This window comes from Afipia sp. GW822-FHT03D08, from assembly GCF_058801645.1.
Genome location: NZ_JBXANK010000001.1, coordinates 704,211 through 728,411, shown reverse-complemented (window position 1 = coordinate 728,411; position 24,201 = coordinate 704,211). Strand labels below are relative to the sequence as shown.

At 61.7% G+C, this 24,201-nt stretch carries 25 protein-coding genes; 18 read left to right on the top strand and 7 right to left on the bottom strand.

Annotated elements, in window-relative coordinates:
• The first annotated feature begins 75 nt into the window (after positions 1 to 75).
• A complete protein-coding gene (locus AC1RM7_RS03485; RefSeq protein WP_024919344.1) occupies positions 76 to 1,587 on the top strand; it encodes an SPOR domain-containing protein in 1,512 nt (503 codons plus the stop codon).
• 28 nt (positions 1,588 to 1,615) lie between these two features.
• Here the strand turns inward: AC1RM7_RS03485 and AC1RM7_RS03480 are convergent, their stop codons facing one another.
• Complete coding sequence (locus AC1RM7_RS03480; RefSeq protein ID WP_024919343.1) at positions 1,616 to 2,179, bottom strand: TetR/AcrR family transcriptional regulator; 564 nt, start codon at positions 2,177 to 2,179, stop codon at positions 1,616 to 1,618.
• 117 nt (positions 2,180 to 2,296) lie between these two features.
• Between AC1RM7_RS03480 and AC1RM7_RS03475 the strand changes: the two genes are divergently transcribed.
• The 9 genes from AC1RM7_RS03475 to surE all read left to right on the top strand — a co-directional run bounded on the left by AC1RM7_RS03475 (position 2,297) and on the right by surE (position 9,828).
• Positions 2,297 to 2,953, top strand: coding sequence for a glutathione S-transferase (locus AC1RM7_RS03475; protein ID WP_024919342.1), 657 nt, complete (start codon positions 2,297 to 2,299; stop codon positions 2,951 to 2,953).
• A 142-nt stretch (positions 2,954 to 3,095) separates the two neighbouring features.
• Positions 3,096 to 4,124: a beta-N-acetylhexosaminidase gene (gene nagZ, locus AC1RM7_RS03470; RefSeq protein WP_024919341.1), complete on the top strand. Its 1,029-nt coding sequence runs from the start codon at positions 3,096 to 3,098 to the stop codon at positions 4,122 to 4,124.
• On the top strand, positions 4,121 to 4,957 hold the full coding sequence (locus tag AC1RM7_RS03465; protein ID WP_006020676.1) for a segregation and condensation protein A: 837 nt from the start codon (positions 4,121 to 4,123) through the stop codon (positions 4,955 to 4,957). The genes nagZ and AC1RM7_RS03465 overlap by 4 nt, the downstream gene beginning before the upstream one ends.
• Positions 4,958 to 4,978: 21 nt before the next feature.
• Positions 4,979 to 5,752 (top strand): SMC-Scp complex subunit ScpB, encoded by a 774-nt coding sequence (scpB, locus tag AC1RM7_RS03460; protein WP_024919340.1) that lies wholly within the window; start codon positions 4,979 to 4,981, stop codon positions 5,750 to 5,752.
• A gap of 179 nt (positions 5,753 to 5,931) precedes the next feature.
• The gene (locus AC1RM7_RS03455; protein ID WP_024575378.1) at positions 5,932 to 6,168 is read left to right on the top strand and encodes a twin-arginine translocase TatA/TatE family subunit; all 237 of its coding nucleotides are present in this window, start codon (positions 5,932 to 5,934) and stop codon (positions 6,166 to 6,168) included.
• Between the two features lie 63 nt (positions 6,169 to 6,231).
• Positions 6,232 to 6,642: a Sec-independent protein translocase protein TatB gene (tatB, locus tag AC1RM7_RS03450; RefSeq protein ID WP_006020673.1), complete on the top strand. Its 411-nt coding sequence runs from the start codon at positions 6,232 to 6,234 to the stop codon at positions 6,640 to 6,642.
• Complete coding sequence (gene tatC / locus AC1RM7_RS03445) at positions 6,639 to 7,466, top strand: twin-arginine translocase subunit TatC (protein ID WP_006020672.1); 828 nt, start codon at positions 6,639 to 6,641, stop codon at positions 7,464 to 7,466. The genes tatB and tatC overlap by 4 nt, the downstream gene beginning before the upstream one ends.
• Before the next feature lie 282 nt (positions 7,467 to 7,748).
• Positions 7,749 to 9,059, top strand: a complete 1,311-nt coding sequence (serS, locus tag AC1RM7_RS03440; protein WP_024919339.1) for a serine--tRNA ligase — start codon at positions 7,749 to 7,751, stop codon at positions 9,057 to 9,059.
• Position 9,060: 1 nt separating this feature from the next.
• The gene (surE, locus tag AC1RM7_RS03435) at positions 9,061 to 9,828 is read left to right on the top strand and encodes a 5'/3'-nucleotidase SurE (protein ID WP_006020670.1); all 768 of its coding nucleotides are present in this window, start codon (positions 9,061 to 9,063) and stop codon (positions 9,826 to 9,828) included.
• Positions 9,829 to 10,013: 185 nt separating this feature from the next.
• On the opposite strand, the gene AC1RM7_RS03430 is transcribed toward surE, so the two are convergent.
• Together AC1RM7_RS03430 and AC1RM7_RS03425 are read right to left on the bottom strand one after the other, a co-directional pair.
• Positions 10,014 to 10,397: a response regulator gene (locus AC1RM7_RS03430; RefSeq protein WP_024919338.1), complete on the bottom strand. Its 384-nt coding sequence runs from the start codon at positions 10,395 to 10,397 to the stop codon at positions 10,014 to 10,016.
• A 130-nt stretch (positions 10,398 to 10,527) separates the two neighbouring features.
• Positions 10,528 to 10,998 (bottom strand): PaaI family thioesterase, encoded by a 471-nt coding sequence (locus AC1RM7_RS03425; RefSeq protein ID WP_492838497.1) that lies wholly within the window; start codon positions 10,996 to 10,998, stop codon positions 10,528 to 10,530.
• A 141-nt stretch (positions 10,999 to 11,139) separates the two neighbouring features.
• Between AC1RM7_RS03425 and AC1RM7_RS03420 the strand changes: the two genes are divergently transcribed.
• The gene (locus AC1RM7_RS03420; protein ID WP_024919336.1) at positions 11,140 to 11,793 is read left to right on the top strand and encodes a protein-L-isoaspartate(D-aspartate) O-methyltransferase; all 654 of its coding nucleotides are present in this window, start codon (positions 11,140 to 11,142) and stop codon (positions 11,791 to 11,793) included.
• 105 nt (positions 11,794 to 11,898) lie between these two features.
• Complete coding sequence (locus AC1RM7_RS03415; protein WP_024919335.1) at positions 11,899 to 13,272, top strand: peptidoglycan DD-metalloendopeptidase family protein; 1,374 nt, start codon at positions 11,899 to 11,901, stop codon at positions 13,270 to 13,272.
• A gap of 75 nt (positions 13,273 to 13,347) precedes the next feature.
• Here the strand turns inward: AC1RM7_RS03415 and AC1RM7_RS03410 are convergent, their stop codons facing one another.
• Positions 13,348 to 14,316, bottom strand: a complete 969-nt coding sequence (locus AC1RM7_RS03410; protein ID WP_024919334.1) for an ATP-binding protein — start codon at positions 14,314 to 14,316, stop codon at positions 13,348 to 13,350.
• Positions 14,317 to 14,512: 196 nt separating this feature from the next.
• Here AC1RM7_RS03410 and yajC point away from each other — a divergent pair, with 196 nt between their 5' ends.
• From yajC to AC1RM7_RS03385, 5 genes are all read left to right on the top strand, one after another.
• Positions 14,513 to 14,866, top strand: a complete 354-nt coding sequence (yajC, locus tag AC1RM7_RS03405; RefSeq protein WP_006020664.1) for a preprotein translocase subunit YajC — start codon at positions 14,513 to 14,515, stop codon at positions 14,864 to 14,866.
• A gap of 44 nt (positions 14,867 to 14,910) precedes the next feature.
• The gene (gene secD / locus AC1RM7_RS03400; protein WP_006020663.1) at positions 14,911 to 16,509 is read left to right on the top strand and encodes a protein translocase subunit SecD; all 1,599 of its coding nucleotides are present in this window, start codon (positions 14,911 to 14,913) and stop codon (positions 16,507 to 16,509) included.
• A gap of 14 nt (positions 16,510 to 16,523) precedes the next feature.
• A complete protein-coding gene (gene secF, locus AC1RM7_RS03395; protein ID WP_006020662.1) occupies positions 16,524 to 17,525 on the top strand; it encodes a protein translocase subunit SecF in 1,002 nt (333 codons plus the stop codon).
• 118 nt (positions 17,526 to 17,643) lie between these two features.
• Entirely contained in the window at positions 17,644 to 18,051 is a 408-nt protein-coding gene (locus tag AC1RM7_RS03390; RefSeq protein WP_024919333.1) for an Mth938-like domain-containing protein, read from the top strand.
• Entirely contained in the window at positions 18,048 to 18,911 is an 864-nt protein-coding gene (locus AC1RM7_RS03385) for a phytoene/squalene synthase family protein (RefSeq protein WP_024919332.1), read from the top strand. The genes AC1RM7_RS03390 and AC1RM7_RS03385 overlap by 4 nt, the downstream gene beginning before the upstream one ends.
• 40 nt (positions 18,912 to 18,951) lie before the next feature.
• Here the strand turns inward: AC1RM7_RS03385 and AC1RM7_RS03380 are convergent, their stop codons facing one another.
• From AC1RM7_RS03380 to AC1RM7_RS03370, 3 genes are all read right to left on the bottom strand, one after another.
• Entirely contained in the window at positions 18,952 to 19,929 is a 978-nt protein-coding gene (locus AC1RM7_RS03380; RefSeq protein WP_160166470.1) for a radical SAM/SPASM domain-containing protein, read from the bottom strand.
• Between the two features lie 624 nt (positions 19,930 to 20,553).
• Complete coding sequence (trmFO, locus tag AC1RM7_RS03375) at positions 20,554 to 21,990, bottom strand: methylenetetrahydrofolate--tRNA-(uracil(54)-C(5))-methyltransferase (FADH(2)-oxidizing) TrmFO (RefSeq protein WP_024919330.1); 1,437 nt, start codon at positions 21,988 to 21,990, stop codon at positions 20,554 to 20,556.
• 130 nt (positions 21,991 to 22,120) lie between these two features.
• Entirely contained in the window at positions 22,121 to 22,273 is a 153-nt protein-coding gene (locus tag AC1RM7_RS03370) for a DUF1127 domain-containing protein (protein WP_002711692.1), read from the bottom strand.
• An 879-nt stretch (positions 22,274 to 23,152) separates the two neighbouring features.
• Here AC1RM7_RS03370 and AC1RM7_RS03365 point away from each other — a divergent pair.
• A complete protein-coding gene (locus AC1RM7_RS03365) occupies positions 23,153 to 24,181 on the top strand; it encodes a DUF1775 domain-containing protein (protein WP_024919328.1) in 1,029 nt (342 codons plus the stop codon).
• Positions 24,182 to 24,201 lie beyond the last annotated feature (20 nt).

Sequence of the window (24,201 nt, the reverse complement as noted above, 5' to 3'; positions counted from 1 at the left end):
GGTGGCGGTGTGTGAGAAGCGGCGTTCGTTTGAATGACGGGCGAGGCGCTTTCCCGAAGGGGATGCAATATCGCAATGGCGAACCAGTATCGCGACAGACCGTTTCCGGCAGACGATGACTACGGCCGGGATCAATCCCGCATGGCCCAGCCGCAAGGCGAGAGCGATCCGCTGGCGGAACTGGCGCGACTGATCGGGCAGGCCGATCCATTCTCGAATTTTGGACGCGAGCAGCAGGCGCAGCCGGCCCGGCATGAGCCGCGCGATCAGTACGCCGCCCATGAGCCCGCCGCCGAGGAAGAAGACGTGCCCGCCGTTCGGCCGTCCTGGTTGCAGAATTTGGCTGCCGCGCGTCAGGCGCCGCAGGAGCCGGCTTATCGCGAGGACTCTTATCGTGAAGAGCCTTATCGCGAGCCAGAGCGTTACGATCCGCCTTATGCGGACGAACGGCATCATCAGAGCCAGGATCATATTTACGGCCAGCATGCCCCGCAGTTCGATCACAGCGGTTACGATCCCGTGCTGACCGGGCAGGGCCGAGGTCAGCAGGCTGCCAGCGACCGTTACGATGACGTGCTGTACGGGCGGCCCGATCATGATCCCGGCCGCGATGACTTTACCGCTCAGGGCGGACATTACGACGAGGGCGGTTACGACCGGCCGCCCTATGGCGAAGATTTCGAGCAGGAAGCCCCGAAGGCCCGGCGTGGCGGCATGATGACAGTTGTCGTCGTTCTGCTGCTCGCGGTTGTCGGCACCGGCGCGGCCTTCGCCTACAGAACGTTCGTCGGTTCTCCGCGCAGCGGCGAGCCACCGGTCATCCGGGCGGACGCAGGCCCGAACAAGATTATTCCTCCCGGCGCTGGCGATGGTTCAAGCAAGCAGATCACTGATCGCGTCGGCGACAAGTCACCCGAGCGCGTGGTGTCCCGCGAGGAACAACCCGTCGACGTCAATGCCAGGACCGGTCCGCGCGTGGTGTTTCCGCCCTTGACCCAGAATGCCAACCCGCCATCGGTCGCCAGCGCGTCCACTAGCGCCCGCCCGACCGGCGCGGGCGTCGGCAACGGCACATTGACCGGCGGCGAGGAGCCGCGAAAAATCCGCACCCTGAGCATCCGGCCGGATCAGCCGGATTCGGCGGCTGCCGCGCCGGCAGCGCCAGCGCGTGCGCAGCCTCCGGCACAGCGGACGTCGACGACGGCACCGGCGAGCACCGCTTCGACAGGGGCACCGTCCGCCAACGCACCCGTTTCACTCGCGCCGCAGGCACAGCCTCCGGCGGCTCCTGCCGATCGGCAGAAGGTTGCAGCAATCAGTCCTGCGGCTGTCACGGGCGGCGGCGCCTATGTGCAGGTATCGTCGCAGAAGTCGGAAGCCGATGCGAAGGCGTCGTTCAAATCGATTCAGGGCAAATATGCCTCGATCCTGGGCTCACGCACGGCGACGATCCACAAGGCCGAGATCGCCGGCAAGGGCACGTTCTACCGTGCCATGGTCGGGCCGTTCGGGACCAATGAGGAAGCCGCGGCGTTCTGCGGCAACCTGAAAACGGCCGGCGGGCAGTGCGTGGTGCAGCGCCGCTAGGCCTCGGCCCTTGTGATCGTCGAGGCGACTACGCCGGCAGCAGACCTGCCGCGCGGTAGCTTTCGATCAATGCATCATAGACAGAGATATCAGAACGGCTTCGCGCAACCAGTTGAGCTCCGGCTATCGCAGCGAAGATGGCGCGCGCTCGCTGTTCGCAGTCGGGGGCGCCAACCACGCCCGCAGCGGACAGAACTTTGCTCAGCCACGCCACGTTGACATCGGCGAAGGCTTGAACTTCGTTCCGCACTGCCTCCGGCAGGTCGTCATGCTCGGCAGCCATGAAGCTGCAGAGGCACATGCGGTTACCGTTCTCGAGCGCTTTGCGAAATGTGTCGGGATACTGCCGCAGGCAACTGAGAGGATCCGGTGACGCCGCCAGCAGTGCATCGAGAGCCGCCGCCGAGTCCTGCCAGTAACGCTTCGCGACCGCCGCAGCGAGATCAGCCTTGCTCGGGAAGTGATGGTAGATGCTCGCCGCCTTGATGCCGACCTCGTCCGCAAGCTCGCGGAAATTCAGGCCGCCATATCCATGCGCCTGTGCGGTCTGTTTGGCCGCTGCCAGAATGGCTTCCCTGGAATTTGAACTCATCTGACGCCCTTACCCTCAAAACATCTACCAAGTGGTAGATAGACGTTGACGGTGCGGATATAAATGGTAGTTTTAGCCTACCAAGTGATAGGTAGGTTCATGGTAAAGGAAGTCGCGATGAAGATTTACGATTGGCATACCGGCCCGTACCCGGCGCGCGTCCGTATCGCGTTGGCGGAAAGGAACCTGCAATCGCGGGTCCAGTTCGTGTCAGTCAATCTGTGGAAAGGCGAGCACAAGAAGCCCGAGTTTCTTGCCAAGAACTACTCAGGCACGCTGCCGGTGCTCGAACTCGAAGACGGAACTCTCATTGCCGAGTGCACGGCCATCACCGAATACCTCGACAACCTTGACGGCGCTCCGACGCTCACCGGCGGGACTGCTCGCGAAAAGGGTGTGATCCACATGATGAGCAAGCGAGCCGAGCTGGAATTGCTCGACGCCATCAGCGTTTATTTCCATCACGCCACGCCGGGGCTCGGCCCGGATGTCGAGATTTACCAGAACGCCGAATGGGGATTTCGTCAACGCGACAAGGCGGTGAGAGGGATGCACTATTTCGACGCCGTTCTGAAAAGGCAGCCGTTCGTCGCGGGCGAGGTCTTCTCCATGGCCGATATCACGGTGATCGGCGGTCTGATCTTTGCGGAGCTCGTCGAAGTGGAGATACCGGCAGAGTGCACGGCTCTCCAAGCCTGGTACGCGCGGATGCAGGAACGTTCCAGCGTCAGGAACCGGATCACCATGTCGGAGCCCGCGCTGGTGTCCGCGTGACACCGGCATCGCGAAAGCTGTTCGGAGCTTCGCCAAATCATTGGAACGATTGCGTTTGCGATTGTGGATGACGCCCACAATCACGTGTGATTTTACCCGGTTTCCTTGACCCTGGAGCCAAGCGCGGGCTAATCGCCGATCTATGGCCGTGCGCGCATTCATTACCGGCGTTTCCGGGACCGCTCTGACCGACGATGAGCGCGCGTTTTTGCGCGACCAGCGGCCGTGGGGCTTTATCCTTTTCAAGCGGAATATCGAAACCCCTGACCAAGTCATTCGGCTGGTTGAGGAAATGCGGTCCGCTGTGAACCAGCCCGATGCCCCCGTCCTGATCGACCAGGAAGGCGGGCGGGTTCAGCGGCTGCAGCCGCCGCAGTGGCCGGCCTATCCGCCCGGAGCGGTCTTCAGCGCGCTGTACGAGGTTGACCGGGCGACCGGGCTTGAGGCTGCGCGCCTGTCGTCCCGGCTGATTGCGGCCGATCTGGCCGATCTCGGGATCACCGTGGACTGCCTGCCGCTGGCTGACGTCCCGGTCCCCGGTGCGGACTCGGTGATCGGCGATCGGGCCTATGGCACGACCCCGGCGAAGGTGGCCGAGATCGCCCGGGCCGTGACCGATGGACTGGCGCAGGGCGGCGTCTTGCCCGTCCTCAAGCATATTCCCGGCCATGGAAGGGCCACAGCGGACAGCCACTTTCGGCTGCCGACGGTCGATACCCCCGCGGCGGAACTCGCCAAAACCGACTTTGCGGCGTTCAAACCGCTTGCCGATCTGCCCATGGCCATGACGGCACATGTTGTGTTTAGCGCCCTCGACCCCGCCCAACCGGCGACGACATCTGCGACAATCATCGAACAGGTGATTCGCGGGACGATCGGATTCCAGGGTCTGTTAATGAGTGATGACGTGTCCATGAATGCCTTGCAGGGAACGATTGCGGAGCGGACACGCGCCAGCCTCAAAGCCGGCTGCGATGTCGTCCTGCATTGCAATGGCAAGCTCGACGAAATGAGCCAGGTTGCGGGTGAAGCCCCTGAACTCGCCGGCGTGGCTCTGGCCCGTGCGGAGCGTGCCTTGGCGTCGCGCAGAACACCGCAGCCCTTCGATCGCGGAGCGGCGCGGGCCGAACTCGAGCGCCTGATCGGCGAGACAGGGAGTCTCACCTCATGAGCGCGGAAATCCTTTCCTTCGAGACAGGTTTGCCGGCGGAGCACGCCGAGGACGAACCGGCACTCGTTGTCGACGTCGAGGGATATGAAGGCCCGCTCGATCTGCTTCTCGCGCTTGCGCGTCAGCAAAAGGTCGACCTCGCCAAGATTTCCATTCTGGCGCTGGCGGATCAGTACCTCGTGTTCATCGAGGCTGCGCGCAAGCTGCGGCTCGAACTGGCGGCCGACTATCTGGTGATGGCGGCCTGGCTGGCCTATCTCAAGTCGCGCCTGCTGTTGCCGGAGCCTCCCGAAGCAGAAGGGCCGAGCGCCGAGGATCTTGCGACCGCGCTGGCCAACAGGCTGCGCCGGCTCGAGCAGATCCGCGAGGCGTCGAACCGGCTGATGACGCGGCCGCAACTGCGGCGCGATATTTTCCCGCGCGGCCAGCCGGAACAGATTGCGCAGGTCAAGCACTCCCGCTGGACCGCGACGCTGTACGACCTGCTGACCGCTTACGCGACCCAGCGTCAGTCGCGCGTGCTCGCGACCGTGCATCTGGCCAAGCGCACTGTGTGGTCGCTGTCGGAGGCGCGCGCTTCGCTGGAACGGCTGGTGGGCGCGGCGGAAACCGAGGACTGGGCGAGCCTCGATGAGCATCTGATGCGCTATGTCGTCGATCCGACGCAGCGCGCGACCGTGTTCGCGTCGAGCTTTGCTGCGGCGCTGGAACTGGTGCGCGAAGGCACGCTCGACCTGCATCAGAAAGAAGCTTTCGCACCTTTGTATTTTCGTAAGCACGTGGCGCATTTGCCGCCCGACGCTCAGGCAGCGCCGGAAGTGCCGGTAGAGTAAGTGGAAGAAGGAGACAGGGCCATGGCAAGTCCGGCGAGAACGACTGCCCACATCGCTCCGGTAGAGGATTCCGTGGAGGAGTCTGTTGTGGAGACCTCTGTTGTGGAGTCCGAGCAGGAATCGTCCAGCGAGGCGGCTGCGCGTCCCGAAGAACTCCGTCTTCTCGAAGCCTTGCTGTTCGCCTCGACTGAACCGCTCGAAGAATCTGCGCTCGCCAAACGCATGCCCGAAGGCGTCGATGTGAAAGTCGCACTCGCGCAGTTGCAGGCCGACTACGCGATGCGCGGCGTGAATCTCGTTCGCGTCGCCAACAAATGGACCTTCCGCACCGCGGGCGATCTTGCCTGGCTGATGACGCGTGAAAGCGTCGAGACGCGCCGCCTGTCGCGGGCCGCGATCGAGATGCTGGCGATTATCGCCTATCACCAGCCGGTGACACGCGCCGAGATCGAGGAAATCCGCGGCGTGGTCACCTCGAAGGGCACCCTCGACGTGCTGCTGGAAACCGGCTGGATCCGCCCGCGCGGCCGCCGCAAGACACCGGGCCGTCCGCTGACTTTCGGAACCACCGAGGCCTTCCTGTCGCAGTTCAGCCTGGAAGCGCTGGGCGATCTGCCCGGACTCGACGAGCTGAAAGGTGCAGGCCTTCTGGATACGCGGCTGCCTGGCGGGTTCGCTGTTCCATCGCCGTCGGACGATCCGGCGCTGCGCGAGGACGAAGATCCGCTGGAGCCCGGCGATCTCGAACTGGCGCTGGCGCCTGCCGTGGAGCCGGAAAAGAGCGGCGAAAGTTGATTTTTCGCGTGCGGCGCGGACAGCCGCGCCCGGGTCCGAGTGAACATTAACTCTCATGTCAATGCGCCGCTTTGCGCAATCCTGGCGCGGGGTTAATCCTTGTTTTTGACACCTCCGGGGCCTACTTTCCGGTCAGATTTGGCCGGAAATCCCGGCCCCGTGTTTTGGAGGATGGCAGTATGGGTTCGTTGAGTATCTGGCACTGGATCGTCGTGATCGCCGTTGTTCTGCTGCTGTTCGGCCGCGGCAAGATTTCGGACCTGATGGGCGACGTCGCGCAGGGCATCAAGGCCTTCAAGAAGGGCATGGCCGATGATGACAAGCCGGCCGAGAAGCCCGAGCCGGTCAAGACCATCGACAGCGCGCCTTCTGCATCCACATCGCAGCGGACCGACGTCGGCAGCAAGGCGGTCTGATTTCAGACCGCGCTTTCTTGATTGAGGTGCGGGGCAATTGAGCCCCCGCAAACGGAATCTTCCATGTTCGATATCGGGTGGAGTGAACTGGTCGTCATCGGCGTCGTGGCGCTGATCGCCATCGGCCCGAAAGAATTGCCCGGCGTGCTGCGCATGGTCGGGCAGTGGATGGGCAAGGCGCGCCGCATGGCCGCCGAATTCCAGGGCCAGTTCAACGAAGCGATGCGCGAAGCCGAGATGGCGGACATCAAGAAGACGTTCGATGACGCCTCATCCGCTGCCAAGGATCTGTCGCCGACCAATCTGCTGACGTCCCTCAACAAGGACGTCGAGGATGCCATGAAGATCGACCAGCCGGTGATGACGCCGACCACACCCGAGCCGCCGACTCCGGCGACGTTCGCCGAAGCCGAGGCACATGCGCCGGCGGTTGAGACCCCGAAGCCTGCCGTACCGGACGCCAAAGCGTCATGAGTCAAGAGGACATCGAAGCCACCAAGGCGCCGTTGATGGATCACCTGATCGAGCTGCGCTCGCGGCTGATCAAGGCGCTGCTCGCGTTCGCGCTGGCCTTCATCTTCTGCTTCTTCTTCGCCAAGCAGATCTACAACGTGCTGGTGTGGCCGTTCGTCTGGGTCGCGGGGCCGGAAAATTCCAAGTTCATCTACACCGCGCTGCTGGAATATTTCCTGACGCAGTTGAAGCTCGCGATGTTCGGCGCGGGATTCATTTCGTTTCCGGTGATCGCGGCGCAGATCTACATGTTCGTCGCGCCCGGTCTCTACAAGCACGAGCGCGGCGCGTTCCTGCCATATCTGATCGCGACGCCGATCTTCTTCGCGCTCGGCTCGCTGCTGGTTTATTTCCTCGTGCTGCCGATGCTGATCCGCTTTTCGCTCGGCATGCAGCAGGTGGGCGGCGCGGAAACCGCGCAGATCGCGCTGCTCCCCAAGGTCGGCGAATATCTCTCGCTGATGATGTCGCTGATCTTCGCGTTCGGCATCGCGTTCCAGTTGCCGGTGATCCTGACGCTGCTGGGGCGGATCGGAATCCTGACCTCGAAGCAGCTCAAGGAAAAGCGGCGCTATTTCATCGTGGTGGCATTCATCATCGCCGCAGTGCTGACCCCGCCGGATGTCATCAGCCAGATGTCGCTCGCGGTCCCGCTGCTGATCCTCTACGAGGGCTCGATCATTGCCGTTGCGATGGTAGAGAAAAAGGCCGCCAAACAGGCCACCGGCACGACCCCGCCCGCGGATGTGCCGCCGACACCGCCTGCCACGACGCCTGCGGAGTAGGACAGAGACAGCCAGGCTTCCCTCGTCATTGCGAGGAGCGAAGCGACGAAGCAATCCAGCTTTCTTAAGAGTGGGTTGCTTCGCTTTGCTCGGAATGACGGTCTTTCGGTCGTTTCGGTCTGGTACGCGGGATGACCGCCTGTGCCAGTTGTTCAGCTATCATTGCTGCAATGCCCTTCGATTCGCGGTTTCCGGGCTTGACCCGGCACTGCGTGGCTTGTTCTAACCCACCCAGATTTTGACGCAGATGGCCGGAAAAGCGGCTATGACCGGAAGCTGCCCATGCACGACATCAAGTGGATACGCGATAACCCCGAAGCGTTTGACGCAGCCCTGAAGCGGCGCGGGCTCGAGCCATTGTCGTCGTCGTTGATCGCGCTGGACGAGAAGCGCCGTACTGCGATCCTCGCGTCGGAGCAGGCGCAGGCGCGCCGTAATGCAGCATCCAAGGAGATTGGCGAGGCGAAGAAGGCCAAGGACAACGCGCGTGCCGACGCGCTGATGGCCGAGGTCGGCGAACTCAAGACCAGACTTCCCGAGCTTGAAGCGACGGTGAAGCAGGTCGAGGAGGAGTTGCGCAAGGAACTCGCGCAGATTCCCAACCTGCCGCTTGATGAAGTGCCGGACGGCGCCGACGAGCACGGCAATGTCGAGCATCATCACTACGGCGCGAAGCGCACTTACGCGTTCAAGCCGAAGGAGCATGTCGAGCTTGGCGAAGGTCTCAAGTTCATGGACTTCGAGACGGCGGCGAAGCTATCCGGCGCTCGTTTCGTCGTTTTAAAGAAAGGCCTCGCGCGGCTGGAGCGCGCCATCGGCCAGTTCATGCTCGATCTGCATACTGGCGAACACGGCTACACCGAGGTCAATCCGCCGCTCCTGGTGCGCGACGATGCGATGTTTGGCACCGCGCAGCTTCCAAAGTTTCGTGACGATCAGTTTGCGGCCGGTTCGCTTGACGCTGAAGGACAGGGCTATTGGCTCATCCCCACCGCCGAAGTGCCGCTGACCAATCTCGTTCGCGAATCCATCCTCGACGAAAAAGAACTGCCGATGCGCCTGACCGCATTGACGCCGTGTTTCCGCGCGGAAGCGGGCGCTGCGGGACGCGACACGCGCGGCATGATCCGCCAGCATCAGTTCACCAAGGTTGAGTTGGTCTCGATCACGACGCCGGAAGAGTCGAGGAACGAACACGAGCGCATGCTGTCGTGTGCCGAAGAGGTTCTGAAGAAACTCGATCTGCATTATCGCGTGATGACGCTGTGCACCGGCGACATGGGATTCGCGTCGCAGAAAACCTACGACATCGAAGTCTGGATGCCGGGGCAGGGCGAGGGCGGCATGTACCGGGAAATCTCCTCATGTTCGGTGTGCGGCGACTTCCAGGCGCGGCGTATGGATGCGCGCTCGCGGGGGCCGGACGGCAAGCCGCGCTTCGTGCACACGCTCAACGGCTCGGGCACGGCGGTCGGCCGCGCTCTGATCGCCGTGATGGAAACCTATCAGCAGGAGGACGGCTCGATTGCCGTGCCGGATGCGTTGCAGCCGTATATGCGCGGCCTCAAAGTGATCGCTAGGGAAGAAAAATAACATGCGAATTCTCTGCACCAACGACGACGGCATTCACGCGCCGGGACTGAAAGTCATCGAGGAAATCGCAAGGCAGATTTCCGATGACGTCTGGGTGGTTGCGCCCGAACTCGACCAGTCCGGCGTCTCGCATTCGCTGTCGCTGAACGATCCACTGCGCCTGCGCGAAGTCGGGCCGCGCCACTTCGCTGTGCGCGGCACGCCGACCGACTGCATCATCATGGGCGCGCGGCATATCCTCAAGGACAAGCAGCCGGACATCGTGCTGTCCGGCGTCAACAAGGGCCGCAACGTCGCCGAAGACGTTGTCTATTCGGGCACCATCGCCGGCGCACTCGAAGGCACCATCCTTGGTTTGCCCTCGTTCGCACTGTCTCAGGAATTCTCCATGGAGACGCGCACCAAGCCGCTGTGGGATACGGCGCTGAAGTTCGGCCCCGATGTGATCCGCAACGTGATGAAACTCGGCGTGCCGCGCAACACCGTCATCAACGTCAACTTTCCGTCCTGCATGCCCGACGAGGTCAAGGGCATCGCGGTCACGCGGCAGGGCAAGCGCAATCTGGGCTTTCTCAAGATCGACAGCCGCCAGGATGGGCGCGGCAATCCGTATTACTGGATCGGCTTCGAGCGCTCGGCGATGCTGGAAGTGCCGGCGGAGGGGACCGATCTCGCGGCCCTCGCTGCTAAACTCGTCTCGGTCACGCCGCTGCGGCTCGATCGCACCGATGAGGCGTTTTCGGAAAAGCTGAAAGGCGTTCTGAAGTAATTCTCTGCGTCGTCCCGGCGAAGGCCGGGACCCATCACCCCTCTATGCAGATAGAGCGAAGGAAGAAGCTGTCGGGCTTTTTCCTAATTGGTTTGGCTCAGGGATTATGGGTCCCCGCCTTGGCCGGGACGACCGAGGAGATTGCTCCTCGCTCCTCACGTTGAGGTTGTCGGGGCGACCGCGCTCTATGCCGCGATGCCCTTCAGCACGGTCTCGATGGTGCGCGCGAGCGTTTCGATCTGGAAGGGCTTTTGCAGTGTCGGGCGGTCGCGGAATTTTTCCGGCAGGCCCTGTGCGCCATAGCCGGTTGCGAACACGAACGGCTTGCCGCTCATCTGAACGGCTTCGGCAACAGGCGTAATCACCTTGCCGTTGACGTTCACGTCGAGAATAGCGATGTCAAAATCGGTGGCTTGAACGAGTCTGACGCCTTCGTCGATGTCGCCCGCTTCAGCGGCAATCGTATAGCCAAGCTCCTCCAACATGTCGGCAACCATCATGCGGATCATGACTTCGTCCTCGACGAGCAAAACCGACGTGCGCGATCCTGGTTTGAAATTGCCCGGCATTCGTTCCCCAAACGACAAATCTGGACTGCTTTGCTAGTGGAACCATATAACTATTGAGCGCACAAGTTCACAGCCAAGGGGGCAAAGTTCCACGGGGAGGAACTTGATCCGGCAGGCAAAAGAGCCGTTTTCATGCGGGCAACGGGAAAAACCGGCCCCGTCCGGTCGCCAGCACGACCCCGGTGCTGAGGTTTTCCAACCGGCCTTCGACATCCACATAGCGGCCGTGGTCGGCAACCAGCGACCCGCGCCCGACGATCGGCGTCTCGGTCGGCACCGGCTTCATGTAACGAATGGTCAATTCGCCGGTCACGCCCAGCCGCCCCGCGAACCGGAGAACCGTGGCTGCCAGCACCTCGTCGAGATAGGCGGCGACAATGCCGCCGTGAGCGGCCCCCGGAGGCCCTTCGTATTGTCGCGAAATGAGAATCGGCGAGGCAACGCCTTCGTCTGTCCTGAAAGTGCGGACATGCAGGCCCGTGGGATGCGATGGCCCGCAGCCGAAACATTGATGAAAGCTGTTGTCCGACCCGGCGGAGAGGATCTGCTCCTCCAATCCGGCAAAGGAGGCGTGAAATGGTTCGGGAAGGGGGAGCGTCATGAGGGTCTCGGCACGCTTGGGCTGTAGGCGGTTATTGCGCAAAACGTATCTGGATTGCTAACACGAAGGTGGTGCATGCCGCGACTCCTGTCAGAGCATGCGTCGTATACAGCCCGTTCCCGTTTTCAACGTTGATCACGCATGCCGTCGTCCCAGCCCACGCCGCACGACAAGATGATGTTTCAGTTGAACTTGCGGCAGCGCGGTATCAGCAATCAGGCCGTGCTGAAAGCGATGGAGGATGTCCCGCGCGAACTGTTCGTGACGGCGATGGACCGCGCCTACGCGTACCGCGACACCGCTCTCGGCATCGCCTGCGGGCAGACCATCAGCCAGCCGTTCGTCGTGGCCTACATGACCGAACAGCTCGATCTGAGGCCGGAAAACCGCGTCCTGGAGATAGGGACGGGCTCGGGCTATCAGGCCGCGATCCTCTCGAAGTTGTGCCGTGACGTGGTGTCGCTGGAGCGGTTTCGCACGCTGGCGGATCGCGCGAAGCTGGTCCTGACCGAACTCGGTTGCCGCAACGTCGATGTGAAGCTCGGCGACGGATTCGACCTGCCGGAAACGCTCGGCACGTTCGACCGGATCATCGTGACCGCGGCGATGGAGGAAATTCCCGACGCGCTGCTCGGGCGGCTGGAGCCGGGCGGCATTCTGATCGCTCCTGTTGGGCCAGTGGACGACCGGCAGGTGCTGATCCGCATGGTCCGGAACGGCGACAGCTTCGATCAGGAGGAGCTTGTCGCGGTGCGTTTCGTGCCGGCGCTGCCCGGCATTGCGCGCGAGTTATGAGCGGCGTTACGCGTTAGGAAGTAAGGCGGAATTCGAGCCTTAAAGAGTTATTTACTCGGACTGTGTTTACTCAAATTTGTGTTAGTTGCGTACGAGTGAGTAACCATGTCCCGCTTTGTCGAGTTGATCAACTCGCGTCACGCGCCGCATTTCGTGGTTCTGGCGCTCGTCTCTGTCGGATTTGGCGGATGTAGCGCCGATACCTCGACACGGTTCTCCGATACATCGTTCTCCAACCCGTTTGCGTCGCGCAGTGCGGACGCGACCGGCTCGGTCCCGAGCAATTATCGCGGCGCGCCGTATCAGGCTCACCCGCAGCAGGAATCCTATCAGCAGCAGCCCCGCGAGCTTCCGCAATACGCGCGCCCGCATTCTGCTCCGGTCATCTCCGCGCCGTTGTCTGCACCGGCCGCTGTCGGTACGTCAGGCGGTGGCAGGGGCATGGCGTCCTACGCGCCTCCGTCGTCTTCGCCGATCGAAACCACCGCATCGGTTGCGCCACGCTCCGTTGCCGCGACCTCAGGATGGAGCCGCGAAGGCGGCACCACGATCATCGTCGGCACCGCCGACACGCTCGATGTCATCTCGAAGCGCTACAATGTTCCGTCATCCGAAATCCTGAAAGCGAACGGCTACGGCGGACCTCGCGTCCTTCAGCCGGGGCAGCAGCTCGTCATTCCGCGCCGCATGGCGCAGGCCGCTCCGCCGGCGCTGTCGACCGCGCCGGGCACGAAGGTTGCTGCTGCGCTTCCCGCAAGCGTTCATGTCGTCAAGTCAGGCGACACGCTGATGAACCTCTCGCGCCGTCACAACATCGCACCCGCGCAGCTTGCCGCGGCCAACAACATTCCGGTTACGACCCAGCTCAAGATCGGCTCCAAGATCAACATTCCCGGCGGCAAGGCCGTCGCGGCAGCACCGGCGCCGCAGGTTGTCGCGGAAGCACCGAAACCTGCGGTTGCCGCGCCTGCGCCTGCTGCAAAGCCGGTGACTGTTGCATCCGCCGAGCCTCAGCAGAAGGCGCGCGTCGCCGCTGAAGCCCCTGCGGCCGACCTGCCTGAAGCGTCGCCTGTAAAGGCCGCTGATGCGACCAATGCCTTGCCGACATTCCGCTGGCCGGTGCGTGGACGCGTCATCGCCGCTTACGGCGCGAAGAACAACGGTAAACAGAACGACGGCATCAATGTCGCCGTTCCCGAAGGCACGCCGGTCAAGGCCGCGGAAGACGGCGTGGTTGCTTACTCGGGCAACGAACTCAAGGGTTATGGCAATCTGATCCTGGTGCGGCACTCCAACGGTTATGTCACCGCGTATGCCCACGCGAGTGAACTGATGGTGAAGCGCGGAGATACGATCAAGCGCGGCCAGATCATTGCCAAATCGGGTCAGACGGGAGAGGTGGGGTCGCCGCAGCTTCACTTCGAGATCCGCAAGGGATCTTCAGCCGTCGACCCGCTTCAATTCCTGAACGGCGCGTGATCGCCGCCGTCAGAATCCAAAACGAAACCCCGGCTGCGAGGCCGGGGTTTTTCTTTGCGGGGATGTTGCGAGACGCTATTTCGCCGCCAGCTTCACGCCCATCCGTCCGGCGATTTCCTGCGTGAACTGCCAGGCGACGCGGCCCGAGCGCGATCCGCGTGTGGTCGACCATTCCAGGGCTTCGCGCGTGAGCTGATCGTCAGCCATCCTGACGCCGAAGTGCTTGCAGTAGCCGCGGACCATCTCGAGATATTCGTCCTGGCTGCACTTGTGGAAGCCGAGCCACAGGCCGAAACGGTCCGATAGCGAGACCTTTTCCTCGACGGCCTCGCTCGGATTGATAGCGGTCGAGCGCTCGTTCTCGATCATGTCGCGCGCCAGCAGGTGGCGGCGGTTCGAGGTCGCATAGAGGATGACATTCTCGGGCCGGCCTTCGATGCCGCCCTCTAACACCGCCTTGAGCGACTTGTAGGACGCGTCGTTGCCGTCGAACGACAGGTCGTCGCAGAACACGATGAAATGGAAATCCGACTCGCGCAGCAGCGACATCAGAAGCGGCAGGCTCTCGATGTCCTCGCGGTGAATTTCGATCAGCTTCAGCCGGCCGTTCACTTCGGGCATGGCGTTCACGCTGGCATGTGCCGCCTTCACGAGCGACGACTTGCCCATGCCGCGCGCGCCCCAGAGCAGGGCGTTATTGGCAGGAAGGCCCTTGGCGAAGCGCTCGGTGTTCTCGATCAGGATGTCGCGCATCCGGTCGATTCCCCGCAGCAGGCCGAGATCGACGCGGTTCACTTTCGGAACCGGTACCAGTCGGCCGTTGGGCTGCCAGACGAACGCAGCGGCGCTTTTGAGGGAATCAGCGCTCGACGGCTTGGCCGCGGATGCGTTCAGGCTCGCGGCGATGCTCTCGAGCGCCCGCGCGATGCGTCCGGTCTCGGTTTCGGCTGCTGCGGCAGGGCGTTTTGTCGCGGTTTTGATCGCCTTGCCGGGACGTGCCTTCGCGGCGGCCCGAGAGGCCTTTTTACTGGGTTTTTTGGACATGATTCAGCCCCCTTGGGAGGCACCCTTAGCGAGGCGCGCCAATACCCGCAAGCGCCACAAATGCATGGCAAAATCGTCACCTCCGGTCCCGTTGCAATTGGGACGCTGGCCGCTATAGTCCGCGCAAATTCGGCCAAAACGGCCACAACACGACGCGTTTCGCCCGATGGCGGGCGCCTTCCCGAGGACTTTTCGTATGTTCATTACTCCTGCCTTTGCTCAGGCTGCCGGTGCCGCTGACACCAACAGCATGCTGATGTCGTTGCTGCCGTTCGCGCTGATCTTCGTCATCATGTACTTCCTGATCCTCAAGCCGCAGCAGAAGAAGCTGAAGGACCATCAGGAGCTGGTGAAGAACATCCGTCGCGGCGATACCGTCGTCACCAATGGCGGCCTTGTCGGCAAGGTGACCAAGGTGGTCGATGACGACCAGATCGAAGTCGAAATCGCCGACGGCGTGCGCATTCGTCAGATGCGTGGGATGATCTCGGGCGTTCGCACCAAAGGCGAGCCCGCCAAGGATTCCAAGGAAGAGACAGCCGCGAGCTGACGCGCTGATCGCCGCGGTTTCATCAATCTGACGGACTTACATCGATGTTGTATTTCACGCGGTGGAAGGCACTGGCGGTCATCCTGACCGCCTTGATCGTTTGCCTTTGCGCGGTTCCGAACTTCTTCCCCGAAGCGACCGTCAAGAGCTGGCCGAAGTGGGCCCAGCGTCATGTCGTACTCGGTCTCGACTTGCAGGGTGGTTCGCACATCCTGCTCGAAGTCGATTCCAACTCGGTCAAGAAGGACAAGCTCGATCAGGTTCGCGATGACGTGCGGCGCACGCTGCGCGACGCCAAGATCGGCTACACGGGCCTTGCGGTTCGCGGCGAAAGCGTCGAGGTCCGCGTCAAGGATACAGATCTGACCGCTGCGCTCGCCAAGCTGCGCGAACTCTCGCAGCCGCTCGGCGGATTGCTCGGCTCGAGCGGCCAGCGCAGCGTCGAAGTCAGCGATGCCGGCGGGGGATTGATCCGCCTGACCGTTCCTCCGGCCGCGATCACGGAACGCATCCGCCAGTCGGTCGAGCAGTCGATCCAGATCGTCGAACGCCGCATCAATGAACTGGGAACCGTCGAGCCGCTGATCCAGCGTCAGGGCGTCGACCGCATTCTGGTGCAGGTGCCTGGCCTGCAGGACCCGACCCGCCTCAAGGAACTGCTCGGCAAGACCGCGAAGCTCGACTTCCGCATGGTCGATACGACGGTGCCGGCGGATCAGGCGCAGCAGGGGCGGGTCCCTCCGGACTCTGAAGTCCTGATGAGCGCATCCTCGCCGAAGGTGCCTTATGTCATCAAGAAGCAGGTGCTGGTCTCGGGCGGCGACCTGACCGACGCGCAGCCCGGCTTCGACCAGCGCTCCGGCGAGCCGATCGTCAGCTTCCGCTTCAATACATCGGGTGCGCGCAAGTTCGCGCAGGCCACGCTTGAGAACGTCGGACAGCCGTTCGCCATCGTTCTCGACAACGAAGTGATTTCCGCGCCCGTCATCCGTGAGCCGATCACCGGCGGCTCCGGCCAGATTTCCGGCAGCTTCACGGTGCAGGGCGCCAACGATCTGGCGATCCTGCTGCGCGCGGGTGCACTGCCTGCGCCGCTGACCATCATTGAAGAGCGCACGGTCGGGCCGGGACTCGGACAGGACTCGATCGCCGCCGGCGAACTCGCGTCCTATGTCGGCTCGGTGCTGGTCATCGTATTCATGCTGCTGACCTACCGGCTGTTCGGCTTCTTCGCCAACGTCGCGGTCGCGATCAACGTCGCCATGATCTTCGGCATCCTGTCGCTGCTCAACGCCACGCTGACGCTGCCCGGCATCGCCGGCATCGTGCTGACGGTCGGCATTGCGGTCGACTCGAACGTGCTGATCTATGAGCGCATCCGCGAGGAATTGCGCGCCGGGCGAACCGCGATCTCCGCCATCGATGCGGGCTTCACGCGCGCGCTCGCGACCATTCTGGACTCCAACATCACAACGTTCATCGCGGCGGCAGTGCTGTTCTACATCGGCACCGGACCGGTGCGCGGCTTCGCCGTGACCCTCGGCATCGGCATTCTGACCACCGTGTTCACGGCTTTCACCGTGACCCGGCTGATTGTTGCGATGTGGGTGGCGTGGAAGCGGCCCAAGACCGTGCCGATTTGAGGATTGTATAAGCCGTGACTCATACCATCATCGTCGCACTCGCCATCTTCATTGTCGTTCTGACAGGCCTCAGCATCTATGGCGTGATCCCCGCGCTTCGCATCGTCCCGGACGATACGAAGTTCGACTTCATGCGCTTCCGCCGCATCAGCTTTCCGATTTCCGCGTTGCTGTCGCTGCTGGCCATCGGCCTGTATTTCGTCCACGGGCTGAATTTCGGCATCGACTTCAAGGGCGGTACGCTGCTTGAAATCCAGACCAAGTCCGGCCCCGCCGACATCGCGGCATTGCGCGCGCAGCTCACGACGCTGAATTTCGGCGACGTCCAGCTTCAGCAGTTTGGCGGTCCCTCCGACGTTCTGATCCGTATCGCCGAGCAGCCGGGCGGCGATCAGGCGCAGCAGGCTGCGGTGCAGAAGGTTCGTCAGCTCTTCGGTGACAGCGTCGAGTATCGCCGTGTCGAAGTCGTTGGTCCGCGCGTTTCGAGCGAACTGCTCGCCTACGGCACGGTCGGCCTGATGCTCGCGATCGCGGGCATCTTCATCTATCTCTGGTTCCGGTTCGAGTGGCAGTTCTCGCTGGGCGCGATGATCGCCAACGTCCACGACATCGTGCTGACGCTCGGCTTCATGTCGATCACCCAGATCGAATTCGACCTGACCAGCATCGCGGCGCTGCTTACCATTCTCGGCTATTCGCTGAACGACACGGTCGTCATCTATGACCGCATTCGCGAAATGCTGCGGCGGTACAAAAAAATGCCGATGCCGGAACTGCTCAACACGTCGATCAACTCGACGCTGTCGCGCTCGATCATTACCCACGTCACGGTCACGCTGGCATTGCTTGCGCTGCTGCTGTTCGGCGGCAAGGCGATCCACAGCTTCGCGGCGACGATGACGTTCGGCGTGGTTCTGGTCGGCACCTATACGTCGATCTTCATCGCAGCGCCGATCCTGATCTATCTCGGCGTCGGCGAAAACCGGGGCGGCGAGGACAAGCCGTCGAAGCCGTAATCGTCATTGCGAGGAGCCCTTGCGACGAAGCAATCCACTCTTGTTATGGTCAAGATGGATTGCTTCGCTTCGCTCGCAATGACGAAGGTAGGGCCACCTTATTGCAGGCGGTGGTGAGATGGATCACGAACTTCAGAAATCGAGTAATCACGCGCCCGAAGGACTGCACCTTCCGCGGTCAGCGCCGATCGAAGCCTACGGCAACGGCGGTTTTCGGTTCGCCGACATGTCGCATCGTGGCTCGCTGCTGTGCCTGCCGGATGCGATCTGGGCGTGGCCGGTCACGGACCCCAAGGACATCGACCGGTATTCGCTGGAACGCGTGTTCGAGCATGCCAATGACATCGATACGCTGCTGATCGGGACGGGAAGCGGTGTCTGGATCGCCCCCGCGCCGCTGCGCAATGCGCTGCGGCAGGTCCATATCGTACTGGACACCATGCAGACGGGGCCCGCGATCCGCACCTACAACGTCATGATGGGCGAACGGCGGCGCGTCGCGGCGGCGCTGATTGCCGTGCCATGAGCAACGCACCCAGCAATGACGCCGCAGCGTTTTGCGCCGATCTGGTGCGCGCGCGGGATTTCAGAACCTATGCCGCAAGCCTGTTCGTATCGCCGGAAGCGCGGCGGGCCTGGCTTGCGCTGGCGGCGTTCAATGCCGAAGTCGCTCATGTCCGCGATCACGTCAGCCAGCCATTGCCCGGTGAAATCCGGCTGCAATGGTGGCGCGATGTTCTGACTGGTGGGGGGGAGGGGTCTCGCGGGGAGGCTGAGGCCAATCCTGTCGCGGCGGAATTGTTGCGGGCGATTACGCACCACAATCTGCCGATCGAGGCCTTCGTGCGCCTGATCGACGCCCATGTGTTCGATGTCTATGACGATCCCATGCCTGACATGGCCGCGCTGGAGGCACATTGCCGGGATACATCGGCGGCGCTCTACGGCTTGCGTGCAAAGGTGCTGGGCCTGAATTCACCGGAGGCCGTACGCATCGCCGAACATGCCGGCATTGCGGAAGGATTGGTCGATGTCATGCTGGCGATGCCGCGCCACGCCGCGCGCCGTCAGCTTTATCTGCCAGGCGATCTGATGAACCTTCACGGCGTGATCGCCGAAGAGTTCTTTCTGCGGCAGGCCAGCCAGCCGCTCAAGGAGGCGCTGGCGCATCTGCGCCGCGAGGCCGCCTCCCAACTGCAGCAGGCGATAGCGATGCTTGCCAGCGCGCCGCTTTCCGCGCGTGCTGCATTTCTTCCGCTTGCGGTCATCGGAAAAAATCTGACGCGGCTTGAATCATCCGAGCCGTTCGCGCCGCCGTTGCTATCGCGGCTGGGCATCCTCTGGACGACCTGGCGCGCGGCCAGTGCGAAGCCGTTCAAGGCGTGAGAACCCGAGAACGGAATTACCTCACCGCGAAGTGGGCGTCTTATAGACTCTTTGAGGTTCCAGGCAGCCGATCTTGTTTGACGAACAACTCAACAAAACGCGTTGCAAAGGTTTTAAGAATTAGTTTCTGGTGATCTTCGCCGGCGCAGGACTTGCAGCTTTCGAACTGGTTCTTGTCGCGCCTGATATCTCTGCGCCGGGACTTTACCGCTTGACCGTTGATCAATTGCTCCGACGTAAATGACGATATATGGCCCATGAACAGGTCGCTTCGCACGTTCGTGCAGCAAGGCTGAAGACAGCCGTCCGAATTGAAATAAAGTCCCGCATACATGGACGAGCATCGGCCCGGTGCGATCACGCCGGGGTCGTTGCGAATGTCGATCTGCTTGTTCTTGAAATATACATTCTCGGTCGATCCGACCACGGTCTTTACGAAATCGACAAATCGCTGTTTCCGCAACTCCATTTCTGGATCGTTCGGTGTCACAAGGTACTGTGGATAAATCTTGCACTTGCCCTTCGCGAGGATCGCCAGGTTTTTACGAACTACATCGAAGCGGCCACCCCAACGATACTCGGCGTAGCTTTCGGTGTCCCACCCATCGAGCGAGCAGATGATGTTAAGAAGAGGGAATTCCGTCAGCATCTCAGCCAGCCGCGGGCTGTAATTTAGATTTGACGAAAACCAGATGCGCTTTCCCGCCGATGAAACATACTCGAGAATCTCGCGAAATTCTTTGTGAAGAAGCGGCTCCCCCCACATGTTGAGGCAGTAACTTTCAGTCATGTCTCGCGTGAGATCGACAATGCGCCGAACGTCTTCAAGCTTAATCTGCTTGTTTGCCCGCTCGATAATGTTCTCTGAGCGCCGCGCTGGACAAATCGGGCAGTCGAGATTGCACGTTGATGTCGTTTCGATCATCACCGTTTGATAGGTCACGGAGATCGAGCCATCGTTGCGGGAAATATCACGTAGAAGCTTCAAGCGCTTAACGGCCTGAGTAAACTGACTCATGCGGGATCTCCAATAGGCCCCACTAGCACGTTCGGCGCGCACACGCACGAAAAATAACAATCGTTTTGTAGCCGATCCCCCACGTTTTGGACGCGAATCTGTTGAGGTACGTACGTCCGGCTTTCTCAGCAATGCCTCGGGCAATTCCGACAACGCCATGAACACGCTCGGATCGCCAACTGCGTTGCCGCCAGGCTAGTCGTGTATCATCGGCAGATGGTTGCGTTAAGACTCTGCGCCAGGGCTCGCTCCGATTCTTGACTGGGCCAGCGGCAAGGCGCGGGTCACGTGGCTTGATGGTGGCCAGAGCACATGCAACCCGTGTGAGGCTCAGGCTCATCATGGCTTCGCCGGTCAGGATGGTCAGGTGGTGTCTGCCGTCACCGGCTTCGCCGCGCGATAGCATATCGAGGGTCGCGTTGTCGCGCCGAACCGTTCATCTAGCATGTTTAAAGGTCGTTCGAAGAATACGTGTCAAGAGAATTCCGGCGTCATCCGCGCGCTGAATCCTGATCCAGTTGCTCGCCGTCATTTCGTCGCCACTTCGCCCTTTTGCAGCGAAGTTCGTCACCGATTTGCCATTTGACCGGTGAGGCCAGGGATTCAGTGGGACATGAACAAAATTTACGCCGCGTCAGCTACATGGAGCATATCTGCGATCCAGCGATCAAGATCCGACAGCGCGCGCGCGCTGATCGCCTGCTTCTTCGCGATTGTCTTTTCATTACCGCGCAGCCGCGTGCCGTCCGGCTTCTTGGTCGGCGGCGACGCCAGCGGCGGAAACAGTCCGAAGTTGATGTTCATCGGCTGGAATGAGCGCGGCCCGGCGTCGATGGTTTCAATATGGCCGCCGGTGATGTGGCCGAGCAGTGCGCCGAGGGCGGTTGTTGGCGGGGGTGGCGCGATGCTGCTGCGCTTGATGTCCGCCGCTGCGAACAGCCCTGCGAGCAGACCGATACCTGCGGATTCGACGTAGCCTTCGCAGCCCGTCATCTGTCCCGCGAACCGCAGACGTGGCTGGGCGTGCAGTCTCAATTGCGGATCGAGGAGTTTCGGCGAGTTCAGGAACGTGTTGCGATGCAGGCCGCCGAGCCGCGCGAATTCCGCGTTCTCAAGGCCTGGAATGGCGCGGAGTACGTGGGTCTGCGCGCCGTGTTTCAGTTTGGTCTGGAAGCCGACAATATTGTAGAGCGTGCCGAGCTTGTTATCCTGTCGAAGCTGGACGATCGCATATGGCTTGACCGTGGGATCGCGCGGGTTGGTCAGTCCGACCGGCTTCATCGGCCCATGGCGAAGCGTTTCCCGGCCGCGCGCGGCCATCACTTCGATCGGCAGACAACCGTCGAAGTAAGGCGTGTTGTTTTCCCATTCCTTGAAGTCGGTTTTCTCGCCCGCTATGAGCGCGTCGACAAAAGCGTCATATTGCTCGCGTGTCATCGGACAGTTGAGATAGTCGGCGCCGGTGCCGCCGGGGCCCACCTTGTCGTAGCGCGACTGAAACCACGCGACGTCCATGTTGATGCTGTCGCGATGAACAATGGGCGCAATCGCATCGAAGAAGGCGAGAGCATCTTCGCCGGACAGTCCCCGGATCGCGTCGGCGAGCGCAGGGGATGTCAGCGGGCCGGTCGCGACGATCACGTTCTGCCATTCGGCGGGTGGCAATCCGGCGATTTCCTCGCGGCGAATTTCGATTTTCGGATGTGCGGTGAGCGCTGCGCTGACGGCTGCCGAAAAGCTGTCGCGGTCCACCGCAAGCGCGCCGCCTGCGGGCACCTGATTGGCGTCGGCGCTGCGCATGATGAGGGAGTTCAGCTTGCGCAGCTCCGCGTGCAGCAGGCCCACGGCGTTATTGGCCGCGTCATCGGAGCGGAACGAATTGGAACAGACGAGTTCGGCAAGGCTGTCGGTGCGATGGGCATCGGTCGTGCGGACCGGGCGCATCTCGTGCAGCACGACGTTGACGCCGGCATTGGCGATCTGCCACGCGGCTTCCGAGCCGGCCAGTCCGCCGCCGATCACGTGGACGGCGTCTTTTTCATGATTGGTGTGAGCTGTCATGGCTCACAACTAAAGCTCACAGGACCCCGACGCAACGCTTGATGCCGGGGCGGCCGTCTGTGTCGTGCGCCAGATACGACAACGCCCGCAAGATGCGGGCGTAATCCGTTCGTGATGCAGTTCGCGGCGTTTAGCCGTTGTAGGCGCCCGCTGCGACCCGCTGGATGTCGGACCGATCGAGTCCGATATCGGCCAGTTCCCGATCGCTCAACTGGGACAGCTCAGCGACATTGCGCTGATAGTCACGGAACGCCTGGATAGCGCGGATAAATGAGAGCAGCATAGTTAGTCTCCTTCGTAATCCCGATTCAGCTCTTGGAGTAGCATCATCGTTGAAACTGAATATAGGGGACGATTCTGCGCTGCAACACCGCAAATGTTGCGATGCAGCTAATCGTACAGCGCATATCTAGAGTAAGGAGTGATTAATCTTTCAGCTAAGATTGTTCAGACTTAATCGGCCTGTCTTCGTGCAGAAGCCGATTTTAGCTCTGTATTTCATTGAGTTGACGCAAAGGAGACATAAATTCTGGTCCGCCCGGCACGACGGTATTGGAATAAGTAGCTACGCTAAGCCATGTGTTGGATAAATGGCACCGAAAGCTTCGTACGGCTACTCACGTATAGTTCCGAGTATCTACTAATAGCGAACAATAATTCATTTTATCATGCCGATCCCGACCGATGTATCCCGGGACCCAAGGTGCGGTACGCCGAATTGTGGACGTCCAACCGACGGCGTGGCATAGCCGCTGGATGCGAGATCGCTATTCAGTTTGCCGGTTGCTCCTGACCCTTGCGCTGTCGCAGGCGATGGTGATTCAGGCTCTCCTGGTGGTCTGGAGCGGCGCGCAGGCCGCGGCCGGGGTAGCGGGCGGCGTCAGCGCCATTTGCTCTGGCAAGATAACTCCGGGCGGGACTGAGCCAGGCCAGCCGAGCGCGCCTCACGATTGCTTTAGCGCCTGCCTGGCGGGTCAGATCGTTGCACCACCCGATCGCATGGTGCTCCGGACGCACGCCACAGCCTATGTGCGAATGTCAGCTTCCCGGCAGTTGGCGCTGCCGGAAATTGAACGGCAACTGGCTTTTTCGGCAAGGGCTCCGCCGAAGCTGACTTGAGACCTTCGTTCAGAACTCTCTTTCAGCATCATTCGAGGACAACATGATTATCAACTTCCGCGGCCTTCAGCGGCTGCTGACCGGCGCTGGCCTGACGGCAGCCGCTGTCATCGCTTCGCAACAATCTGCATCCGCCCATGTGACGCTCGCGACCGGAGAGGCGCGCGCCAACACGTACTACAAGGCAGTGTTCCAGGTACCTCACGGCTGCGATGGCGCGGCCACGCAGACCGTCCGTGTCCAGATTCCGGAAGGTGTCATCGGCGTAAAGCCGATGCCGAAGGCCGGATGGACCCTCAGCATTACCCGTGGCGCCTACGCCAAGTCATACCAGAGCCATGGCAAGACCGTTGCCGAAGGTCCAAAGGAGATCGTCTGGTCGGGCGGATCGCTGGCGGACGACAACTACGACGAGTTCGTGTTCACCAGCTTCATCACGGATTTTCCATCGGGGCAGGCGATTGCATTCCCCACGGTCCAGCAATGCGCCAAGGGTGAGGTTCGCTGGGATCAGATCGCGTCAGAAGGGCAGAATCCACACAGCCTGAAATCACCGGCTCCCGTGCTGCGGATCGTTGCCGATACGGCGACAGTTGCGCAGGCGCAAATGGATCACAGTCAGATGGACCATGGGAAGATGGCAGCGCCCAAGTCAGGCAGTGACACCTTCAAGGCCGGTGATTTGGTCGTCGCCGCGCCATGGACTCGCGCGACGCCGGGCGGCGCCAAGATTGCCGGCGGCTATCTCAAGATCACCAACAACGGCAAGTCTGCCGACCGTCTTGTCAGCGCGATCTCGGCTGGTGCCGACCGCGTGGAGATTCACGAGATGTCGATGACCGACGGGGTGATGAAGATGCGGCCGCTGACTGACGGCTTGACCATCAAGCCCGGCGAGACCGTCGAACTTAAGCCCGGCGGCTTCCACATGATGTTCATGGACATTAAGCAGCCGCTGAAGCAGGGCGACAAGCTGAAGGCCACGCTGACGTTCGAAAAGGCGGGCAAGCTCGACGTCAGTTTCGACGTCAATGCGATGGGAGCAACCAGCGAGCCTGCTCATAAGCACTGACAACCAGGGTGTGGTGATGC

Coding starts and splice junctions, on each gene's coding strand:
- AC1RM7_RS03485 (WP_024919344.1), top strand. CDS start 76: ATGGCGAACCAGTATCGCGACAGACCGTTTCCGGCAGACGATGACTAC.
- AC1RM7_RS03480 (WP_024919343.1), bottom strand. CDS start 2,179: ATGAGTTCAAATTCCAGGGAAGCCATTCTGGCAGCGGCCAAACAGACC.
- AC1RM7_RS03475 (WP_024919342.1), top strand. CDS start 2,297: ATGAAGATTTACGATTGGCATACCGGCCCGTACCCGGCGCGCGTCCGT.
- nagZ (WP_024919341.1), top strand. CDS start 3,096: ATGGCCGTGCGCGCATTCATTACCGGCGTTTCCGGGACCGCTCTGACC.
- AC1RM7_RS03465 (WP_006020676.1), top strand. CDS start 4,121: ATGAGCGCGGAAATCCTTTCCTTCGAGACAGGTTTGCCGGCGGAGCAC.
- scpB (WP_024919340.1), top strand. CDS start 4,979: ATGGCAAGTCCGGCGAGAACGACTGCCCACATCGCTCCGGTAGAGGAT.
- AC1RM7_RS03455 (WP_024575378.1), top strand. CDS start 5,932: ATGGGTTCGTTGAGTATCTGGCACTGGATCGTCGTGATCGCCGTTGTT.
- tatB (WP_006020673.1), top strand. CDS start 6,232: ATGTTCGATATCGGGTGGAGTGAACTGGTCGTCATCGGCGTCGTGGCG.
- tatC (WP_006020672.1), top strand. CDS start 6,639: ATGAGTCAAGAGGACATCGAAGCCACCAAGGCGCCGTTGATGGATCAC.
- serS (WP_024919339.1), top strand. CDS start 7,749: ATGCACGACATCAAGTGGATACGCGATAACCCCGAAGCGTTTGACGCA.
- surE (WP_006020670.1), top strand. CDS start 9,061: ATGCGAATTCTCTGCACCAACGACGACGGCATTCACGCGCCGGGACTG.
- AC1RM7_RS03430 (WP_024919338.1), bottom strand. CDS start 10,397: ATGCCGGGCAATTTCAAACCAGGATCGCGCACGTCGGTTTTGCTCGTC.
- AC1RM7_RS03425 (WP_492838497.1), bottom strand. CDS start 10,998: ATGACGCTCCCCCTTCCCGAACCATTTCACGCCTCCTTTGCCGGATTG.
- AC1RM7_RS03420 (WP_024919336.1), top strand. CDS start 11,140: ATGCCGTCGTCCCAGCCCACGCCGCACGACAAGATGATGTTTCAGTTG.
- AC1RM7_RS03415 (WP_024919335.1), top strand. CDS start 11,899: ATGTCCCGCTTTGTCGAGTTGATCAACTCGCGTCACGCGCCGCATTTC.
- AC1RM7_RS03410 (WP_024919334.1), bottom strand. CDS start 14,316: ATGTCCAAAAAACCCAGTAAAAAGGCCTCTCGGGCCGCCGCGAAGGCA.
- yajC (WP_006020664.1), top strand. CDS start 14,513: ATGTTCATTACTCCTGCCTTTGCTCAGGCTGCCGGTGCCGCTGACACC.
- secD (WP_006020663.1), top strand. CDS start 14,911: ATGTTGTATTTCACGCGGTGGAAGGCACTGGCGGTCATCCTGACCGCC.
- AC1RM7_RS03390 (WP_024919333.1), top strand. CDS start 17,644: ATGGATCACGAACTTCAGAAATCGAGTAATCACGCGCCCGAAGGACTG.
- AC1RM7_RS03385 (WP_024919332.1), top strand. CDS start 18,048: ATGAGCAACGCACCCAGCAATGACGCCGCAGCGTTTTGCGCCGATCTG.
- AC1RM7_RS03380 (WP_160166470.1), bottom strand. CDS start 19,929: ATGAGTCAGTTTACTCAGGCCGTTAAGCGCTTGAAGCTTCTACGTGAT.
- trmFO (WP_024919330.1), bottom strand. CDS start 21,990: ATGACAGCTCACACCAATCATGAAAAAGACGCCGTCCACGTGATCGGC.
- AC1RM7_RS03370 (WP_002711692.1), bottom strand. CDS start 22,273: ATGCTGCTCTCATTTATCCGCGCTATCCAGGCGTTCCGTGACTATCAG.
- AC1RM7_RS03365 (WP_024919328.1), top strand. CDS start 23,153: ATGATTATCAACTTCCGCGGCCTTCAGCGGCTGCTGACCGGCGCTGGC.